The organism is Mycobacterium sp. SMC-19 (genome assembly GCF_045310815.1).
GTDB lineage: Bacteria > Actinomycetota > Actinomycetes > Mycobacteriales > Mycobacteriaceae > Mycobacterium.
Genome location: NZ_JBJIAM010000004.1, coordinates 428,174 through 444,942, shown reverse-complemented (window position 1 = coordinate 444,942; position 16,769 = coordinate 428,174). Strand labels below are relative to the sequence as shown.

Annotated in this window: 15 protein-coding genes; 7 read left to right on the top strand and 8 right to left on the bottom strand. The window is 67.9% G+C overall.

The features are described from left to right. Positions 1–29 precede the first annotated feature (29 nt). Both ACJH5R_RS12100 and ACJH5R_RS12095 read left to right on the top strand, forming a co-directional pair. Positions 30–4,892 (top strand): NAD-glutamate dehydrogenase, encoded by a 4,863-nt coding sequence (locus tag ACJH5R_RS12100; RefSeq protein WP_406782011.1) that lies wholly within the window; start codon positions 30–32, stop codon positions 4,890–4,892. A gap of 29 nt (positions 4,893–4,921) precedes the next feature. Then, on the top strand, positions 4,922–5,329 hold the full coding sequence (locus ACJH5R_RS12095) for an acyl-CoA thioesterase (RefSeq protein WP_406758630.1): 408 nt from the start codon (positions 4,922–4,924) through the stop codon (positions 5,327–5,329). 18 nt (positions 5,330–5,347) lie between these two features. Here ACJH5R_RS12095 and ACJH5R_RS12090 read toward each other — a convergent pair whose 3' ends face one another. Then, positions 5,348–5,899 carry a helix-turn-helix domain-containing protein gene (locus ACJH5R_RS12090; RefSeq protein ID WP_406758631.1) on the bottom strand — a complete coding sequence of 184 codons (552 nt, stop codon included), beginning with the start codon at positions 5,897–5,899 and terminating at the stop codon, positions 5,348–5,350. 112 nt (positions 5,900–6,011) lie between these two features. Here ACJH5R_RS12090 and ACJH5R_RS12085 point away from each other — a divergent pair, with 112 nt between their 5' ends. After that, positions 6,012–6,869, top strand: a complete 858-nt coding sequence (locus ACJH5R_RS12085) for an alpha/beta fold hydrolase (protein ID WP_406758480.1) — start codon at positions 6,012–6,014, stop codon at positions 6,867–6,869. Positions 6,870–6,882: 13 nt separating this feature from the next. Here the strand turns inward: ACJH5R_RS12085 and ACJH5R_RS12080 are convergent, their stop codons facing one another. Together ACJH5R_RS12080 and ACJH5R_RS12075 are read right to left on the bottom strand one after the other, a co-directional pair. Next, the gene (locus ACJH5R_RS12080) at positions 6,883–8,460 is read right to left on the bottom strand and encodes an alpha-amylase family glycosyl hydrolase (protein ID WP_406782010.1); all 1,578 of its coding nucleotides are present in this window, start codon (positions 8,458–8,460) and stop codon (positions 6,883–6,885) included. Next, positions 8,460–8,858, bottom strand: a complete 399-nt coding sequence (locus ACJH5R_RS12075) for a globin (RefSeq protein WP_406758482.1) — start codon at positions 8,856–8,858, stop codon at positions 8,460–8,462. Before ACJH5R_RS12075 ends, ACJH5R_RS12080 begins: the two co-directional genes overlap by 1 nt. 135 nt (positions 8,859–8,993) lie before the next feature. Between ACJH5R_RS12075 and ACJH5R_RS12070 the strand changes: the two genes are divergently transcribed. Further along, positions 8,994–9,635 carry an HNH endonuclease gene (locus tag ACJH5R_RS12070; RefSeq protein ID WP_406758483.1) on the top strand — a complete coding sequence of 214 codons (642 nt, stop codon included), beginning with the start codon at positions 8,994–8,996 and terminating at the stop codon, positions 9,633–9,635. Positions 9,636–9,638: 3 nt separating this feature from the next. Here the strand turns inward: ACJH5R_RS12070 and ACJH5R_RS12065 are convergent, their stop codons facing one another. From ACJH5R_RS12065 to ACJH5R_RS12050, 4 genes are read right to left on the bottom strand one after another with little or no spacing between them, the layout of a single operon-like run. After that, positions 9,639–10,064, bottom strand: coding sequence for a hypothetical protein (locus tag ACJH5R_RS12065; RefSeq protein WP_406758632.1), 426 nt, complete (start codon positions 10,062–10,064; stop codon positions 9,639–9,641). Positions 10,065–10,097: 33 nt separating this feature from the next. After that, positions 10,098–11,024, bottom strand: a complete 927-nt coding sequence (locus ACJH5R_RS12060) for a carbon-nitrogen hydrolase family protein (RefSeq protein ID WP_406758484.1) — start codon at positions 11,022–11,024, stop codon at positions 10,098–10,100. Positions 11,025–11,026: 2 nt separating this feature from the next. Continuing rightward, positions 11,027–11,443 carry a RidA family protein gene (locus ACJH5R_RS12055; protein WP_406782009.1) on the bottom strand — a complete coding sequence of 139 codons (417 nt, stop codon included), beginning with the start codon at positions 11,441–11,443 and terminating at the stop codon, positions 11,027–11,029. A gap of 16 nt (positions 11,444–11,459) precedes the next feature. After that, on the bottom strand, positions 11,460–12,368 hold the full coding sequence (locus ACJH5R_RS12050) for an MOSC domain-containing protein (RefSeq protein ID WP_406782008.1): 909 nt from the start codon (positions 12,366–12,368) through the stop codon (positions 11,460–11,462). A 317-nt stretch (positions 12,369–12,685) separates the two neighbouring features. On the opposite strand from ACJH5R_RS12050, the gene ACJH5R_RS12045 reads away from it, so the two are divergent. The 3 genes from ACJH5R_RS12045 to ACJH5R_RS12035 are packed head-to-tail and all read left to right on the top strand — an operon-like array spanning position 12,686 to position 14,158. Further along, positions 12,686–12,907: a hypothetical protein gene (locus ACJH5R_RS12045; RefSeq protein WP_406758633.1), complete on the top strand. Its 222-nt coding sequence runs from the start codon at positions 12,686–12,688 to the stop codon at positions 12,905–12,907. Then, positions 12,894–13,361 carry a DUF5130 domain-containing protein gene (locus ACJH5R_RS12040; RefSeq protein ID WP_406782007.1) on the top strand — a complete coding sequence of 156 codons (468 nt, stop codon included), beginning with the start codon at positions 12,894–12,896 and terminating at the stop codon, positions 13,359–13,361. The genes ACJH5R_RS12045 and ACJH5R_RS12040 overlap by 14 nt, the downstream gene beginning before the upstream one ends. A gap of 59 nt (positions 13,362–13,420) precedes the next feature. Next, positions 13,421–14,158, top strand: a complete 738-nt coding sequence (locus tag ACJH5R_RS12035) for a hypothetical protein (RefSeq protein WP_406782006.1) — start codon at positions 13,421–13,423, stop codon at positions 14,156–14,158. On the opposite strand, the gene pepN is transcribed toward ACJH5R_RS12035, so the two are convergent. Next, positions 14,159–16,723: an aminopeptidase N gene (pepN, locus tag ACJH5R_RS12030; RefSeq protein ID WP_406782005.1), complete on the bottom strand. Its 2,565-nt coding sequence runs from the start codon at positions 16,721–16,723 to the stop codon at positions 14,159–14,161. It lies immediately after the preceding gene. Positions 16,724–16,769 lie beyond the last annotated feature (46 nt).

Here is a 16,769-nt window from a genome sequence, read left to right as displayed (position 1 = left end):
GGAGCTGACACACAGTCAGGAGGGGTGGGATGACGAAGTCCACCAAAGAAACGACCGCGTGGACAACATTTCCCGATCCCTCTGAGCCGCAAGGCATTCCTGCCTGGGTCTCGACCGCCTACATCGAGACCTATCGCGGCTCGCACAGCGACTCGCTGGTCAGCGACGAACCATCGGACGCCGATCCGGCCAGCCGGGCCGCCGCCACCGCCGTCGTGACCCCGGCGCTGCCGGCCGCGCATGCCCGGCTGGCGCGGCATCGGCTCGCCGGTGAGACCCGGGTTGCGGTGTATGCCGCCGACGACCCGGCTGGTTTCGGGCCGGCACTGCAGGTGGTCACCGAGCACGGCGGCATGCTGATGGACTCGGTGGCGGTGTTGCTGCACCGGCTCGGGGTGGCCTACGTCGGGATCATGTCGCCGGTGTTCACCGTCCAGCGCGATGCTGCCGGGGAACTACGCTCGGTGGAACCGAAATATTCGCACGTGGAGCCGGGATCCGCGGACGGCTCGGCCGGGACCGAGGCCTGGATTCATGTCCAGCTCTCACCGACGGTCAACCGCAACACCCTCGCCGAGACCGAACGCCTGCTACCCGATGTGATGGCCGACGTCCGCCAGGTCGCCCTCGATTCCACCGCGATGCGTGACGCCCTCAACGAGCTCGCCGCCGATGTTGAGGCCAATGCACAAGGCCACTACACCGCGCCGGATCGCCATGATGTCGCCGCGCTGCTGCACTGGCTGGCCGACGGGCATTTCGTGCTGCTGGGTTATCAGAGCGGGGTGGTGCGAGACGGGCAGGTTCACGTCGAAGACGCCGCCCGGCTGGGAGTGCTGCGCCTGCGTAAGTCCTTGCGGCCCCGGCTCACCGGTGACAATCTGCTGACCCTGGCGCAGGCCACCGTGCCAAGCTACATGCGGTTCAGCTCGCACACCTATGTGGTGGCGATCCGGGAGGACACCGGCGACAGCATCGTTGCGCACCGCTTCGTCGGGCTGTTCACCGCCGGCGCCATGAACGCCGACGTGTTTGAGATCCCGGTCATCTCGCACACCGTCCGCCACGCCTTGGCGCTGGCAGAGAAGGAGCCCGGCCACCCCGGCCAGCTGCTGCTCGACATCATCCAGACCGTCCCGCGCTCAGAGCTTTTCGCGATCGATGCCGAGCAGTTGTTGAACATGGCGATGGCGGTGTCCGATCTGGGTGCGCGGCGCGGAACCCTGCTGTTCCTGCGCGGCGACCGGACCGGGCGCTTCGTGTCCTGCCTGGTGTACCTGCCACGCGACCGTTACACCACCCCGGTGCGGTTGCACATGGAGGACATCCTGATCCACGAGTTCGGTGGGGTAGGACTGGAATACAGTGCCCGCGTCAGCGAAGCGCCCTGGGCGCTGCTGCATTTCATGGTCCGGATGTCCGACGATCCCGACGCCCGTCCGGCCGATACCGGCGAGGCCAACCGGGTGCGGATCCAGGCGCTGCTGGCCGAGGCCACCCGCACCTGGGGGGACCGGCTGCTCGAGACGGCGGCGCAGGACTCCATCGACGCCGAGGTGGCCGAACACTACGCCGTCGCATTCGACGAGATCTACAAGCAGGCCGTCCCTCCGGCGGAGGCGGTCGGCGACATCGCGATCATCGAGCGGCTCACCGCCGACTCGGTCAAATTGGTGTTCTCCGACTACGGCGCCGCCGACGGAAGTCAGTTGGCCTGGTTCCTGGGCGGGCACGGCGCGTCGCTGAGCCACCTACTGCCGATGCTGCAATGCATGGGAGTGGCAGTGCTCGAAGAGCGGCCGTTCACCGTCACCCGGGCGGACGGCCTGCAGGTGTGGATCTACAAGTTCAAGGTGTCCGCGCACCCCACCATCGAGATCCCGGCGAGCGGAGCCGAGCGCGAAGATGCGCAGCAGCGGTTCGCCGACGGTGTCACCGCGATCTGGGAGGGCCGCGTCGAGCCCGACCGATTCAACGAGCTGGTGCTGCGCGCCGGACTGAACTGGCAGCAGGTGGTGGTGCTGCGCGGCTACGCCAAATACCTGCGGCAGGCCCGGTTCCCCTACAGCGAGAACCACATCGCCTCGGTGCTCAACGACTATCCGAGCATCGCGCGGGCCCTGGTGGCACTGTTCGAGGCGCTGTTCGACCCGTCGCGCACACAGCGCAGCCGTGACGCACAGGCGGCGGCCGCGGACGTCGCGGCGGGCATCGACGCGGTGGTGAGCCTGGACACCGACCGAGTGCTGCGCGCGTTCGCCTCCCTGATTCAAGCCACCCTGCGTACCAATTACTTTGTCACCTGCGCTGATTCGGCTCGCGCACGTAATGTGCTGGCGCTCAAGCTGGATGCCGGCCTGATCGACGAGTTGCCGCTGCCCCGGCCGAAGTTCGAGATCTTCGTCTACTCACCCCGGGTCGAGGGCGTGCACCTGCGGTTCGGCTTCGTCTCGCGCGGCGGGCTGCGCTGGTCGGACCGCCGCGAGGACTACCGAACCGAGATCCTCGGACTGGTCAAGGCCCAAGAGGTCAAGAACGCTGTCATCGTCCCAACCGGAGCCAAAGGCGGGTTCGTGGTCAAACACCCACCGACGCCCACCGGCAACCCGATAGCCGACCGCGAGGCGGCCCGCGACGAGGGGATCGCCTGCTACACGCTGTTCATCTCCGGGCTGCTCGACGTCACCGACAACGTCGACCACGCCACCGGTGCGGTCAGCGCGCCGCTGCAGGTCGTGCGCCGGGACGGCGACGACGCCTATCTGGTGGTGGCCGCCGACAAGGGCACCGCCAGCTTCTCCGACATCGCCAACGGCGTGGCGAAGTCCTACGGCTACTGGCTGGGCGACGCGTTCGCGTCCGGCGGGTCGGTCGGCTACGACCACAAGGAGATGGGCATCACCGCCAAGGGTGCCTGGGAGTCGGTCAAGCGGCACTTCCGGGAGATGGGAATCGATACCCAGACACAGGATTTCGCCGTCGTCGGGGTCGGGGACATGAGTGGCGACGTGTTCGGCAACGGCATGCTGCGCAGCGAACACATCCGGCTGATGGCCGCCTTCGACCATCGGCACATCTTCCTCGATCCCGACCCCGATCCCGCCCGGTCCTTCGCCGAGCGTCAGCGGATGTTCGATCTGCCCCGATCCAGTTGGGACGACTACGACAAATCGCTGATCAGCGCCGGTGGTGGCGTCTACCCGCGGGACCTGAAATCCGTTCCGATCAGCCCTCAGGTCGCCGCCGTGCTGGGCCTCGACGAGGACGTCACGGAGCTCACGCCGCCGGTGCTGATCCGGGCGATCCTGCGGGCCCCCGTCGACCTGCTGTTCAACGGCGGCATCGGCACCTACGTCAAGGCCGAGTCCGAATCCGACGCCGATGTGGGCGACCGCGCCAACGACCAGGTCCGGGTCAATGGAAACCAGGTGCGCGCCAAGGTGATCGGCGAAGGAGGGAACCTGGGCGTCACGCCGCTGGGGCGCGTGGAATTCGACCTGGCCGGCGGGCGCATCAACACCGACGCCCTGGACAACTCCGCCGGAGTCGACTGCTCCGATCACGAGGTCAACATCAAGATCTTGATCGACGCCCTGGTCACCGTCGGCAAGGTCGACGCCGCCGACCGGCCGGAGCTGCTGGCGTCGATGACCGACGAGGTCAGCGCGCTGGTACTCGCCGACAACACCGCCCAGAACGATCTGATGGGCACCAGCCGGGCCAACGCCGCGAGCCTGCTGCCGGTGCACGCCGATCAGATCCGCCACCTGGTGGCCGACCGCGGCCTCAACCGTGAACTGGAGGCACTGCCCTCGGAGAAGGAGATCGCCCGACGTGCCGAGGCCGGGCTGGGGCTGGCGTCACCGGAGTTGGCCACCCTGATGGCGCACGTCAAGCTGACGCTGAAGGCGGCGGTGCTGGCCACCGACCTGCCGGAGCAGGACGTGTTCGCCGCCCGGCTCCCGCAGTACTTCCCGCGCGTATTGCAAGAGCGCTTCGGCGCCGAGATCCGCCAGCATCAACTGCGCCGCGAAATCGTCACCACGATGCTGATCAACGATGTGGTGGACACCGCGGGCATCACCTACGCCTTCCGGATCACCGAGGACGCGGGCGTGGAACTGATCGACGCGGTGCGGGCCTACGTTGCGACCGACGCCATCTTCGGGGTGGGCGATCTGTGGCGGCGAATCCGTGTCGCCGGTGAACAGGACGGCCTGCCGGTGGCGGTGACCGACCGGATGACGCTGGACCTGCGGCGGCTCATCGACCGGGCCGGCCGTTGGCTGCTGAACTACCGCCCGCAACCACTGGCGGTGGGCGCCGAGATCAATCGGTTCGCCGAGCAGGTCGCCGCACTGTCGCCGCGGATGTCGGAATGGCTGCGCGGCGACGATGCCGACATCGTCGCCAAGCACATCGGCGAGTTCGAGGCTCAGGGCGTGCCCCGGGCACTGGCTTCCGACGTCGCCCTGGGCCTGTACCGCTACAGCCTGCTCGACATCATCGACGTCGCCGACATCACCGAACGCGACGCCGGCGAGGTTGCGGACACCTACTTCGCGCTGATGGATCGCCTCGGTACCGACGGGCTGCTGACCGCGGTCGCTCAGCTGCCGCGCGATGACCGCTGGCATGCCTTGGCGCGGTTGGCGATCCGCGACGACATCTACAATTCGGTGCGGTCGCTGTGCCTGGATGTGCTGGCGGTCGGGGAACCGGACGAGGACGGGATGCAGAAAATCACCGAATGGGAATCGACCAACGCCTCACGCGTGGAGCGGGCGCGGCGCACGCTGACCCAGATCTACGAATCCGACCAGCGGGATCTGGCCACCCTGTCGGTGGCGGCGCGCCAGATCCGCAGCATGACGCGCGGCGCGGCGTCGTGAATCCGGCAGGCGAATCCGCCGGGGCACCGGTGGGCTTTGTGGCAGCGGTTCCGGTGCGCTGGTCGGACATCGACATGTACCAGCACGTGAACCACGCGACCATGGTGACGATGCTCGAAGAGGCGCGAGTGCCCTTCCTGTCGCCGGCGTTCGCGGTCGACATCACCAGCGTCGGTCTGCTGATCGCCGAGGTCAAAGTCACCTACAAGGGGCAGCTGCGGCTGACGGACTCACCGCTGCAGGTGACGATGTGGGTGTCGCGGCTGCGTACGGTGGACTTCACCATCGGCTACGAGGTGCGCTCGGTGCACGCCGCCCCGGATTCGCGGCCGGCGGTGATCGCCGAGACGCAGTTGGCCACCTTCAGCATCGACGAGCAGAAGCTGGTGCGACTGTCCGCGGACCATCGCGCCTATCTGGAGAAATTCATCCGCTGAGTGCGCTGATGCTTTCCATCAGCCCCCGGTGAGCATGGCGTCGAGCAGTCGTTGAATGACGATGCTCACGTCGGCACGCGTCTGCTCGGGATCGTCGGCCGTCGCGATCAGCATCGCTGCTTCGTCGAGCGCGCCGATCAGAACGTGGGCCAGCGCGCGGACCGGCTGGTGGGGGAGTTGTCCGGCCTTCATCGCTTCGCTGAGCAGCTGCTCGGTCATGCCCAGGCTGTAGCGCTGGGCCACGTCGCGAAAACCGTCCCAACCCAGCACGGTGGGGGCATCGAGCAGGAGGAGTTGGCGCACCTCCGGATCGTTGGCCACCACCAGCCAGTTTTCCGCCGCTGCCCGTAACGCGGCGGCCGGGGTGGTTGCCGCGGAGGCGGCCACCGCTTCGCCGAGTCGCGCCATCACGTCGGCTTCCACCGATTCCACGACGGCCAGGAAAAGCGCTGCCTTGTCCGGGAATTGGTGGTACATCGCCCCTCGGGTCACGCCGGCGGACTCGGCGATCTCGGGGGTCCCCACCGCTGCGTAGCCGCGCGCGCCCCACAGTTTGCGGGCCGCGCTCATCAGGGCAGCACGGGTGGCGGCGGAACGCTCGGCTTGCGTCCGACGCTTGATTTCCGTACAGGCTGTCGGTAAGTTATCGGCAGGTTGCACGTAACTATGTTAGGAGCTTCCAATGCCCACCGTTGACATTGACGCCGGAACCATCCACTACGACACCACGGGTCCCCTGGACGGCCGGCCGGTGCTGTTCGTCCACGGCTACGCCATGGGCGCCTCGCTGTGGGGGCCGCTGAGCTCCCGCCTGGCAGCGCGAGGTCTGCGCTGCATCGCCCCGAATTGGCCGCTGGGCGCGCATCCGACGGCGTTGCGGACCGGCGCGGACAGAACGCTGCCGGGGATCGCCGCCATGGTTGACGCGTTCATGGGCGCGCTCGGCCTCGAGGACGTGGTGTTGGTCGGCAACGACACCGGCGGCCTGGTCAGCCAATTGGTCGCGGTCAACCACCCGGACCGACTCGGGGCGCTGGTGCTGACCAGCTGCGACGCCTTCGAACATTTCCCGCCGCCGATTATCAATCCGTTCATCGTCGCGGCTAGGACCGCAACCACCTTTCGTGCTGCGCTCCAGCCGATGCGGACGCGGATGTTCCGTAACTACGGCTACGGGAAGCTGGCGCACCGCGACATCGACCAGCTGGTGAAAGAGTGGGTCAAACCCGCTCTGCGTGATTCGGCAGTCGCCGAGGACCTCCGTCAGCTCACCAAGTCGCTGAACCAGCAGACCTCCCTAGATGCCGGTGCGCGACTTCGCGGGTTCACCAAGCCGGCCCTGGTGGCCTGGTCCGTCGACGATCTGTTCTTTCCCATCGAGGACGGCAGGCGCTTGGCCGAGGTGCTGCCCAACTCTCGCTTCGAACTCATCGACGGTGCGCGCACCTACTCGATGATCGATCAGCCGGACCGGCTGGCCGATCTGGTCGCCGAATTCGCCAGTGCCGCAAGCGGTCCAGGAGTCCGTGGTCGGCTGTGAGGTGACCGGCCGCTCAGACCAGCCACGCGGCGGTGTTGGGTGGCAAGACACCGCCGGTCGCCGGCGCGCTGGCCAGGATCAGCTGCCCCTCCGGGAGATCTACCGGACGGTCGCCGGCGTTCAGCGCGCATACCAGCCCGCCGCGCCGGAAGATCAACATTCCCGGCAGCGCGTCGAGCCAATCGACCTGTGATCCGGTGAGTTCGGTTCTGCTCCTGCGTATCTCGAGAGCCTGCCGGTACAGCGAGAGTGTCGAGCTGCGGTCGCTGCGTTGTCTGTCGACAGTCCGCTGTGCCCAGTCCGCCGGCATCGGTAGCCAGGTGTCGGGGTTGTCGGAGAACCCGAACGCCGGCGCATCGCCGGACCAGGGCAGGGGCACCCGGCAGCCGTCGCGGCCGCGTTCGGTGTGCCCGGAGCGCTCCCACACCGGGTCCTGCAGAGCCGAATCGGGCAGCTCGACGTTGGGCAGGCCCAGCTCCTGGCCGTTGTAGACGAACACCGCGCCGGGAAGGGCCAACAACACCAGGGCCATGGCCCGCGCCCGGGCCAGCCCCAAGGCGCCGCCACCGTAGCGGGTGACCGCCCGCTCGACGTCGTGATTCTCCAGCGCCCAGGTGGCGCTGGCGCCCACCAACGCCACCGCGGCCAGCGAATTGTCGATCGCACTGCGGATCTGAGTCGCATCGAAGTCGGCTTGCAACAGCCGGAAGTTGAAGGCCAGGTGCAGTTCGTCGGGCCGGAGGTACTCGGCGAACTGATGGTTGTCGTGTACCCAGATCTCACCGACGCTCACCGCGTCCGAATAGTCGTCGAAGACCCGGCGAATCGCCCGGTGGATCGGGTGGACTCCGGGCCGGTTGAATCGCGGGTCGTCGTCCTGGTGGGCCAGCAGCTTCACATCGGTGACCGGCATGTCCGGCAGACCGGCAGGCTTGGCCATGCCGTGGGAGACATCGATGCGGAAGCCGTCCACGCCACGGTCCAGCCAGAACCGCAGGGTTCGCTCGAAGTCGGCGAAGACCTCCGGGTTGTCCCAGTTCAGATCCGGCTGTGACACATCGAACAGATGCAGGTACCACTGGCCCGGGCCGTCCGGCTCGGTGACCCGCGTCCAGGCCGGGCCGCCGAAGACCGACACCCAGTTGTTGGGTGGCAGCCCGCCGTCGGGTCCGCGGCCGTCACGGAAGAAGTAGCGGTCGCGCGCGGCACTGCCCGGCTTGGCGGCCAGCGCCTCGACGAACCACGGGTGCGCCGAACTGGTGTGGTTGGGCACCAGGTCCATGGTCACCTTGATGTCCCGCTCGTGTGCGGCGGCCACCAGCCGATCTAGTGCGGCGAGGTCGCCGAAGAGCGGATCGATGTCACGCGGGTTCGCCACGTCGTAGCCGTGGTCGGCCATCGGCGACACCATCACCGGGTTGAGCCACAGCGCCTCGACCCCCAGCCACGCCAAGTAGTCCAGGTGTGCGGTCACCCCGTCCAGGTCGCCGACCCCGTCGGAGTTGCTGTCGGCGAACGAGCGGGGATACACCTGGTAGAACGCACTGTCGGCCCACCACGGGGTGTGACCGGGGCGGTCGCGGGTGGCCATCAGATCGGCGCGTTGACCAGGAAGTCGGCCGCCGAATGCAGGTACTGCAGCAGCTCGCCGCGGTGTGCATCGTCGAGGGTGTCGCTGTCGATCTCGTTGATGGCCGTCACCATGCAGCGCAGCCAGGCGTCGCGCTGAATGGGGCCGATCCGGTAGGGGATGTGGCGCATCCGCAACCGTGGGTGCCCGCGAAGTTCGGTATAGGTGCGCGGTCCGCCCCAGTACTGCTCGAGGAACATCCGCAACCGTTCCTCGGCGCCGTCCATGTCGTCGGCGGGGTACATCGGGCGCAGGATCGGATCCTGGGCGACCAATTGATAAAACCGCGACACGATGGCGTGGAAGGTCTCCGCACCGCCGACGGCGTCATAAAACGAGGGTTCTTCTATCGGCTGCATCGCCCCCCATTGTGGGGCATCGTCGATGCCTGCCGGTGAACACACAGGAAATAGGCGTGCGACCAGCGCCGAATCATGGTGAACTGTTCGGCGGAGGTCAATGGTGCGACATCTAAACCGGCTGCAAGACCGGATATGAAACGTCGGGGCCACCGCACCCCCGGTGCCCCACCGGCGAGCCTGAGCGGGCTTGCCGCCGCCCCATGCCTGCATTCGGTCGCCACTTCGAATGCCGCGACCAACAATGAAGCCGCATCGATCTGGACCCGCCGGCGGGTATTGCTGCTGAACTCCACCTTCGAGCCGTTGACGGCGCTTCCGCTGCGTCGTGCCGTAGTCATGCTGATCTGCGGTAAGGCCGACATCGTGCACGACGATCCGGCCGGGCCGGTCATCCACTCGGCGACCCGGTCGGTGCCGGTGCCGTCGGTGATCCGGCTGCGGAACTACGTGCGGGTGCCCTACCGGGCCCGGATCCCGTTGACCCGGGCTGCGCTGATGCACCGCGACCAGCACAGCTGCGCGTACTGCGGCGGCAAAGCCGACACCGTCGATCACGTGGTGCCGCGCAGCCGTGGCGGCGACCACTCCTGGGAGAACTGTGTGGCCGCCTGTTCGACCTGCAATCACCGCAAGGCGGACCGGTTGCTGGCCGAGATCGGCTGGACGCTGCGATTGGTGCCCACCTCGCCCAAGGGCCAGCATTGGCGGCTTCTTGCGGTGATCCACGATCTCGACCCGGTGTGGATGCGCTACCTCGGTGAAGGCGCCGCCTGAGCGCTAGCCTCGACCGAGCCAACCGGCGACGAAGCCGGCCAGCAGCACGCCAAAACCGCCCATCTCACCGACGATGAGCAGCACCATCGACACATGCATTCCGGCTGTGGGGTGCTCGAACTGGTTGGTGGTGTCTTGTAGGGCGCCGTGCACGATGTAGCTGACGATGGCGGCCAGGAAATAGAACACGACCACCATGGCTGCCGTCAGATTCACCCAGGTCGGCCAGACGCTGAGCTCGACGAAGACCGCTAACAGCAGCGTGGCGAAGGAATACAGCAGCGCGGCACGGTGTGCGATGTCGACGTAGGGATGGGCGAGGCGCTCCGGCCGCGTGACCATCTGCCGGTACTTCCAGATGCCCAGTCCCAGGGCGAGCAGGAAGGTCAGGCCCGCTGCCAGCAGCGTTGTCAGCGTGTCGGTGCCCAGTGCTCCGCCGGTCCAATCCACGATGGTGCCTCCTCAGACGTTCTGTGCGACGTTGTTCCGGTACCAGCGCCGCCCATGCCAGCGTTGGTAGTGCCACACCGCGGTGGGCAGCGTCCCGCGGCGATGCAGCCAGAAGCCGGCCGGCGGCGCGAGTCGAGCCGGCTGCCGGCCGGGCGTGATCTCGGCAAGCACGATCCCTTCGCCTTGATCGGCGCGCCGTTCGGCGATGACGGTGCCGTCCGCGGTGGCGATCAGCGTGGCGCCTTCGAAGTGACCGCGGTACCGCAGGGGCAGCCACGGCATCGCGCAGGTCAACGCACCCGCGTGGGCGGCGTGCACCACCGGGGCGCCGACATACTGGGCAAACGACGCCGCGGCCCGGCGCGCGGTACCGGCGTTGTTGCGTTCGAGGCGGTCGAACAGGACGTGCGGCGACCAGCGTGGAATCGACCACCAGCCCGAGCCGGTCATCACCAGGTCCACCCGGCCGCGCAGTCGGCGCACCGTCTGGGTGCGCATCAGCTCCCAGCACACCGCCGCCCCGACCGTGTGTTCGCCTGCCGCGAGCACCCCGTCGTCGTCGCCGGTGGTGTAGAACGCGTTCTCCCACATGGTCGGCAGATCCTTGTCGTGGCGCCCCACCACACCGCCGGCGGGACCTGCGAGTAGATAGGCGTTGCGGACGTGGCCGTCGGTATCGCGGCACAGAAAGGACCCACCGACCAGCGCGCGGTGCCGGCGAGCCAGCCTGGTGAGCAGTTCGGTGGCCGCACCGTCGGGCGGCAACGCCGCCGTCGCCAGTGCCGGCTCGAAGCCGATACCGGTGGTGAAGAACTCCGGCAGGGCGATGATCCTGGCGCCGGCACCGCCCGCCTCGTCGGCCAGCCGCTCACAGGCGGCAAGGTTGGCCGGAATGTCGCCGAGTACCGCATCCAGCTGGACAGCCGCAGCAAGAACCATGGTCATCGCCTTTCCGGAACGACGGCGCAGCCCTGGACCTCGAGCAACGCCTGGGGCAGGGACAGGCGTGCGACTCCGATCGAGGTGAGAGCCGGTCGGTGTTCTCCCACCCATGGTGCATAAACGCGCGCCAGCGCGGCCGACACGTCGTCGATCGCGGTGCTGTAGATGGTCATGCTCACGATCTGCGTCCGATCGGAGCCGACGGAGGCAAGCATGGCGTCCAGCTTGTCCAGGATGAAGGTGAGCTGACCGGTGACATCGGCTGCCGGAATGCTGATTCCCTCCGGGTCAGCCTGTGCCGCAACGATTCCCGACCAGTGCATCAGCCCTGCGGTGATCACCAGTTGCGAGAGTCCCAACGCGTCGAACATTGCCGGCGGCAGGTAGCCGACGTCGGGGGTGAGCCGCTGAATCATGGTGTGTCCTCCTTGCCTAGTTGGTTTTTGACTCGAATCGGACGGGGTCGCCTACCCGAACCGGTCCCGTCGCCGTCACGGTGGCGTAGACCCCGGCGCATGCCAGCCGCCCGAAGTCTCCGATGATCTTGCTGTTGTGTTTGGCGATGGTTCGCAGGGTCGCCCGGTCCAGCGGCACGTCCTTGCCGTGCGCGAGCGTGGACATCACACAACGCGGCGTGCATAAGTCGACGCTGGCCGAGACCGCCGCACCGATGCTGAGCCGTCCGCCCACCCAGGCGTCTTCGACGAGGCCGGGCGCTGGGGTGTCGATGACCATCGTCGGCCGATAGCGGCGAGGGTTGAATCTCGCGGCGGGTTCCAGCCGCTGAAAATGGTTGAGCGTCGAGGTGGTGATGAAGTGCAGCGGCGTCAGGTCGAAGAACCTGTTGGCTTGTAGCGGGCCGTAGGTCAAGACCTCGTCGCCGTCGGCATTCGTGGTGGTGTGGCTGTACACGCCTTCCTTGGGCAGACCGGTCGCCGCGTCCCAGACCAACTCGGTCTTCGCGTCGCTGGGCACCGCCGCGGCGAGGCGTACCGTGCGGCCCAGATAGCGCGACATGGCGTCGTCGAGGTCGGTGCCGACGTTGCGGTGAGCCCTGCCGTCCGGGAAGACGACTTCCAGGGTGGGCAGCGGCCGTCCGGGCCGTGGTTCGTCGAGGTAGTAGGCCCGACAGGCCAGCATGCTGCCGTACTTGCGCGGATTCTTCGCGTTGCACAGATTGCCGGTCTCGACATCGATGAAGGCGTACCGGTGATCGCCCAGACCGCCGTGCGTGTCGATGTAGGTGTGGGTGATGCTTCGGCCGCCGACCGATTTGATGGGGAAGCGGAAGATGGTCTTGATGCGGCCGACCACGCTGTCGGCGCGCAATTCGTCGTTCATGGGACTCCCACTGGCAGGACCCCTGCTGCCCGACGGCGCGCCTACCTCGCGAAGGAAGAAGGCGTTGCCGCACGGCAGCAACGGGTGATGGTGCTATCTCCGAGGCCCGTGGGCCTCCCATGACTGCCGGGGCAGCCCTTCCTCACGCTGACTGCCAGTGCGAAGGTATGGCGTCACCATAATCGATGGCCGTTCAGCAGGCGCAAGGCAGCCCCGTCGCGCCCGTGCTCGGTCGCTCGCCCCGCGGCGGCGCCCCATCGGGCCGGGTTCCCGCACCGCCCGATCAGCGGTGGGATACCGTCTACGGCGTGAGCGTGTTGGAAACCCTCGGCATCTTCATTGGCATCCCGGCGGCAATGTTCGCACTGCTGGCCGCCCGGACCCTGTCGCAGAAGGGGCCGCGCGCGGCCACCTACCAGATGTCCGATCGGTGGACACACCCGCCGATTCTGTGGGCGGCGACCGACGAGGCCATTGGCGGACACGGCCACGGCCATTCCGAGTTCAGCGTGGGGGGTGGAACCAGTGGCAACTGGTGAAGTCGTAACGATCGATCCGGCGGACCTGCCCTACGGCTTTGTGGTCACCAACAGCGGTCGGGTCTCCGGGGTTACCGAGCCCGGCGAGGCGTCGACGCACTACCCGTTCCCGGTCAAGGAACTGGTGGCCCTCGATGACGCACTGACCTACGCGTCGCGTGCCACCCAGGCCCGGTTCGCCACCTACATCGGCGACCTGGGGGCGGACACCGCCGCGCGGGCCCGCGAGATTTTGGCCAAGGTGCCCACCCCCAACGATGCAGTGCTGATCGCGGTGTCGCCGGACCAGAAGGCCATCGAGGTGGTCTACGGCGCCGGCGTGGCTGACCGCATTGCCCCGGCAGCGGCACCGCAGGGTGTGGCCGCGGCGGCTGCGGCTTTCCGCGACGGCAACTTGATCGATGGTCTGGTCAGCGCGGTGCAGGTGGTCAGCGCCGGCGTCACCCCGGCCTAGCGGCTGCTCTTACTGGTTCGGCGATCGTGCGGCAGGTGTTCCCAGCTCACACTGCCGCCGTGTCGGGTTCCCCGGCGCACCGAGCCTGGCTGTCGAACATCGACCGGCGCGCCGTCGGCCCGCAAGCGGTGACCGAAATCGTTCGCGCGCAGGGCATCACGCGGGACACCTTCCGGTCGCTGGACGTGATGGAGCAGGTCACCGACCCGGACGGCAAGAGCTTTTTCGTCATCCCCCGAACAGCCGGCGGCGATGCCGTGCGGCGCGCGGTGCTGCTGACCTACCTTCTCAATGCGGGCACCGGTTACGGCCGGCGTGGCGCGTGCAGCGACTTTCCCGAGACGCCGTACGGCGCGGCCGAGATGCGACGGATCATCGACCGTCAGCGCGCGAACCGCTGGAGCTACGCGGTGGTCCGAGGTATCTGCAACGCCGGCGGCTGTGTGGCCGCCACCCCTAACGGGGTGCTGATGGTCGTGGGCGGCAATCGGATTCACGGTTCGTTCAGCCACCGCGGCGGCACCATGTGGGGAGATCTGTTCCTGGTCAACTCCCAGCAGGCCTGCGACCCCGCCGGACGGGTGCGCGAGATCATCAAATCTGGACGCCTCGGCTCGGGCGGACCTGACCTGGACGCGCTGTTGCATCACGAGGAGATTCACGCCCAGCAATGGGCTGCGCTGGGGCCGGTGCGGATGCCGGCGCGCTACCTCGCCGAGGAGGCGAGGGCGCGGATCTTCGGTGGTGTCAACAGTTTCGAGAAGGATGCCGGCCTGCGCGACGGGGGATACCGCTGATCAGGCGGTATCAACGGTGCGTGCCCGCAGCGACCGCTCCACTCCGGCCCGGCCCTCGGTGACCAGCCTCCGCAGCGCCGGCGGCACCGAAGGATCGGCCAGGAAAGCGTCGGCGGCGTCCAATCCCGCCTGGCTGACATCCCACCCGGGGTACAGGCCCACCACCACGGTCTGCGCCACCTCGCTGGATCGCCGTTCCCACACACCGGAGATCGCCTCGAAGTAGCGCGCGGTGAACGGCGCCAACAGCTCGCCCTGACCGGGCTGCACGATCCCGCCGATGATCGCGCGACCGGTGATGTTGGCCAACGTGTCGTCTTCGATCACCTGCTGCCAGGCCGCTTCCTTGACCGCGGCCTGCGGGCGGGCCGCTGACGCCTGTGCGCCCTGGCGTTTGCCGGCCGCGGTGGGGTCACGCTGGATCTCGGCGTCGATCGCCGCAGAGTCCAGCGCGCCGCCGCGGGCCAGCGCCACCACGATCCGCCAGCGCAGGTCGGTGTCGACGGCCAGCCCGGCCAGCCCCTGAGCGGCCGGGTCCGCGTCCAGCAGCGCGGCCAGTACCGCGGTGTGCCGCTCGGCGAGCACCGACGTGCACAGCGCGTTGACATAGGCCAGCTGGTGATCTGAGCCGGGGTCCGCGCCGCGGGCCAACTCCAGCAGCCGATCGGCGAACGCCGGCCAACCCTGCTCGGCGGCCCAGGCCGGCTCGGCGTAGAAGCCCAGCGCGGTCTGCGCCTGCAGCAGCAGCCGCGAGGCCACGCCGACCTCGGTCTCGGCGCCGATACCGCGCTGCACCAGCGCCAGGAAGTCCCGGGCGCGCAGCTCGGCTTCGCGGGTCATCTCCCAGGCCGCCGACCACACCAGGGTGCGCGGCAACGGCTCGGCGATGTCGGCGATCCGCTCCGTCGCGGCGGCCAGCGACTGCGGGTCCAGCCGCAGCGCGCAGTAGGTCAGGTCGTCGTCGTTGACCAGGATCAGCTTTCCGCGCGAAACCCCGACCAGGCCAGGCACTTGGGTGCTGGGCCCGTCGATGTCCAACTCCTCGCGGTGCACCCGCACCAACCGGCCCGAACCGGAGGGGTCGTCGTCGTAGATGCCGATGGCCAACCGGTGCACCCGGGTCTCGCCGGCCCCCGGAGCGGCGCCGCTCTGCGTCACCGCGAACCGGGTAAACCGGCCGTCGCCGTCGACATCGAAGTCTGCCCGCAGCGTGTTCAGGCCGGTGGTCTTCAGCCACTGCCGGCCCCAGTCGGACAGATCCCGGCCGGACGCCTTCTCCAGCGCGGCCAGCAGGTCGTCAAAGGTGGCGTTGCCGAACGCGTGCGCGGCGAAGTAGTCGCGCAGACCGGCCAGGAAGTGGTCCAAGCCGACATAGGCCACCAACTGCTTGAGCACGGATGCGCCTTTGGCGTAGGTGATCCCGTCGAAGTTGACCTCTACGGCGGCCAGGTCGGGGATGGCGGCGGCGATCGGGTGCGTCGACGGCAGCTGGTCTTGGCGATAGGCCCACGACTTCTCCGCGTTCGCGAATGTCGTCCAGGCGCTGGTGTATTCGGTTGCCTCGCTTTGGCACAGCACCGACGCGAACGTCGCGAACGATTCGTTGAGCCACAGGTCGTCCCACCACCGCATGGTGACCAGGTCGCCGAACCACATGTGCGCCATCTCGTGCAACACGGTCTCGGCGCGTCGCTCATAAGACGCCCGGGTCACCTTGCTGCGAAAGACGTAGTCCTCCAGGAACGTCACCGCTCCGGCGTTCTCCATGGCGCCGGCGTTGAACTCCGGCACGAACAGCTGGTCGTACTTGCCGAACGCATACGGCACACCGAAGTTGCTGTGGTAGAAGCCGAATCCCTGCTTGGTCTCGGTGAACAGCCGCTCGGAGTCCATGTGCTCGGCCAGCGAAGCCCGGCAGAACAGGCCCAGCGGGATCTCGCTGTGCTCGTCACGGTAGACGTCGTCCCAACGGGCATACGGTCCGGCGATCAGCGCCACCAGATACGTGCTCATCTTGGGCGTGGTCTCGAAGCTGTGCACTCCGTCGCGTACGGAGGTCGTGGCGCCATTGGAGATCACCTGCCAGTGCGACGGCGCGGTGACGGTGATGTCGAAGGTGGCCTTGAGGTCTGGCTGGTCGAAGCAGGCGAACATCCGCTTGGCGTCGGCGGTTTCGAACTGCGAGTACAGGTACACCTCGTCGTCGACCGGGTCGACGAAGCGGTGCAGACCTTCGCCGGTGTTGGAGTAATAGCACTGCGCGTCGATCTCGGCGGTGTTGTGCTCGGCCAACCCGGTCAGCACCACACCGACGGACTCGTCGTAGGCCGAGACATCCAGAGCGCGGCCGTTGAGGGTGGCACCGTGGATCGTCTCGGCGGCGATGTCGATGACGGTGTCACTGCCGGCCAGGGCGTCGAAGGTGACGGTGGTGGTGGAGCGGAAGGTGCGCTCGCCCGGATTGCCGCTGCCATCGGTCAGGTCCAGCGCGATCCGGTAGTTGACGACGGTGACCGAAGCGGCCCGCACGGCGGCCTGGTCGCGGGTGAGGTTAGGAAGTGCCACGCCCGCCTACAGTAGCCGCCAGACCGTGCGGGCGGGCGCCGGACCG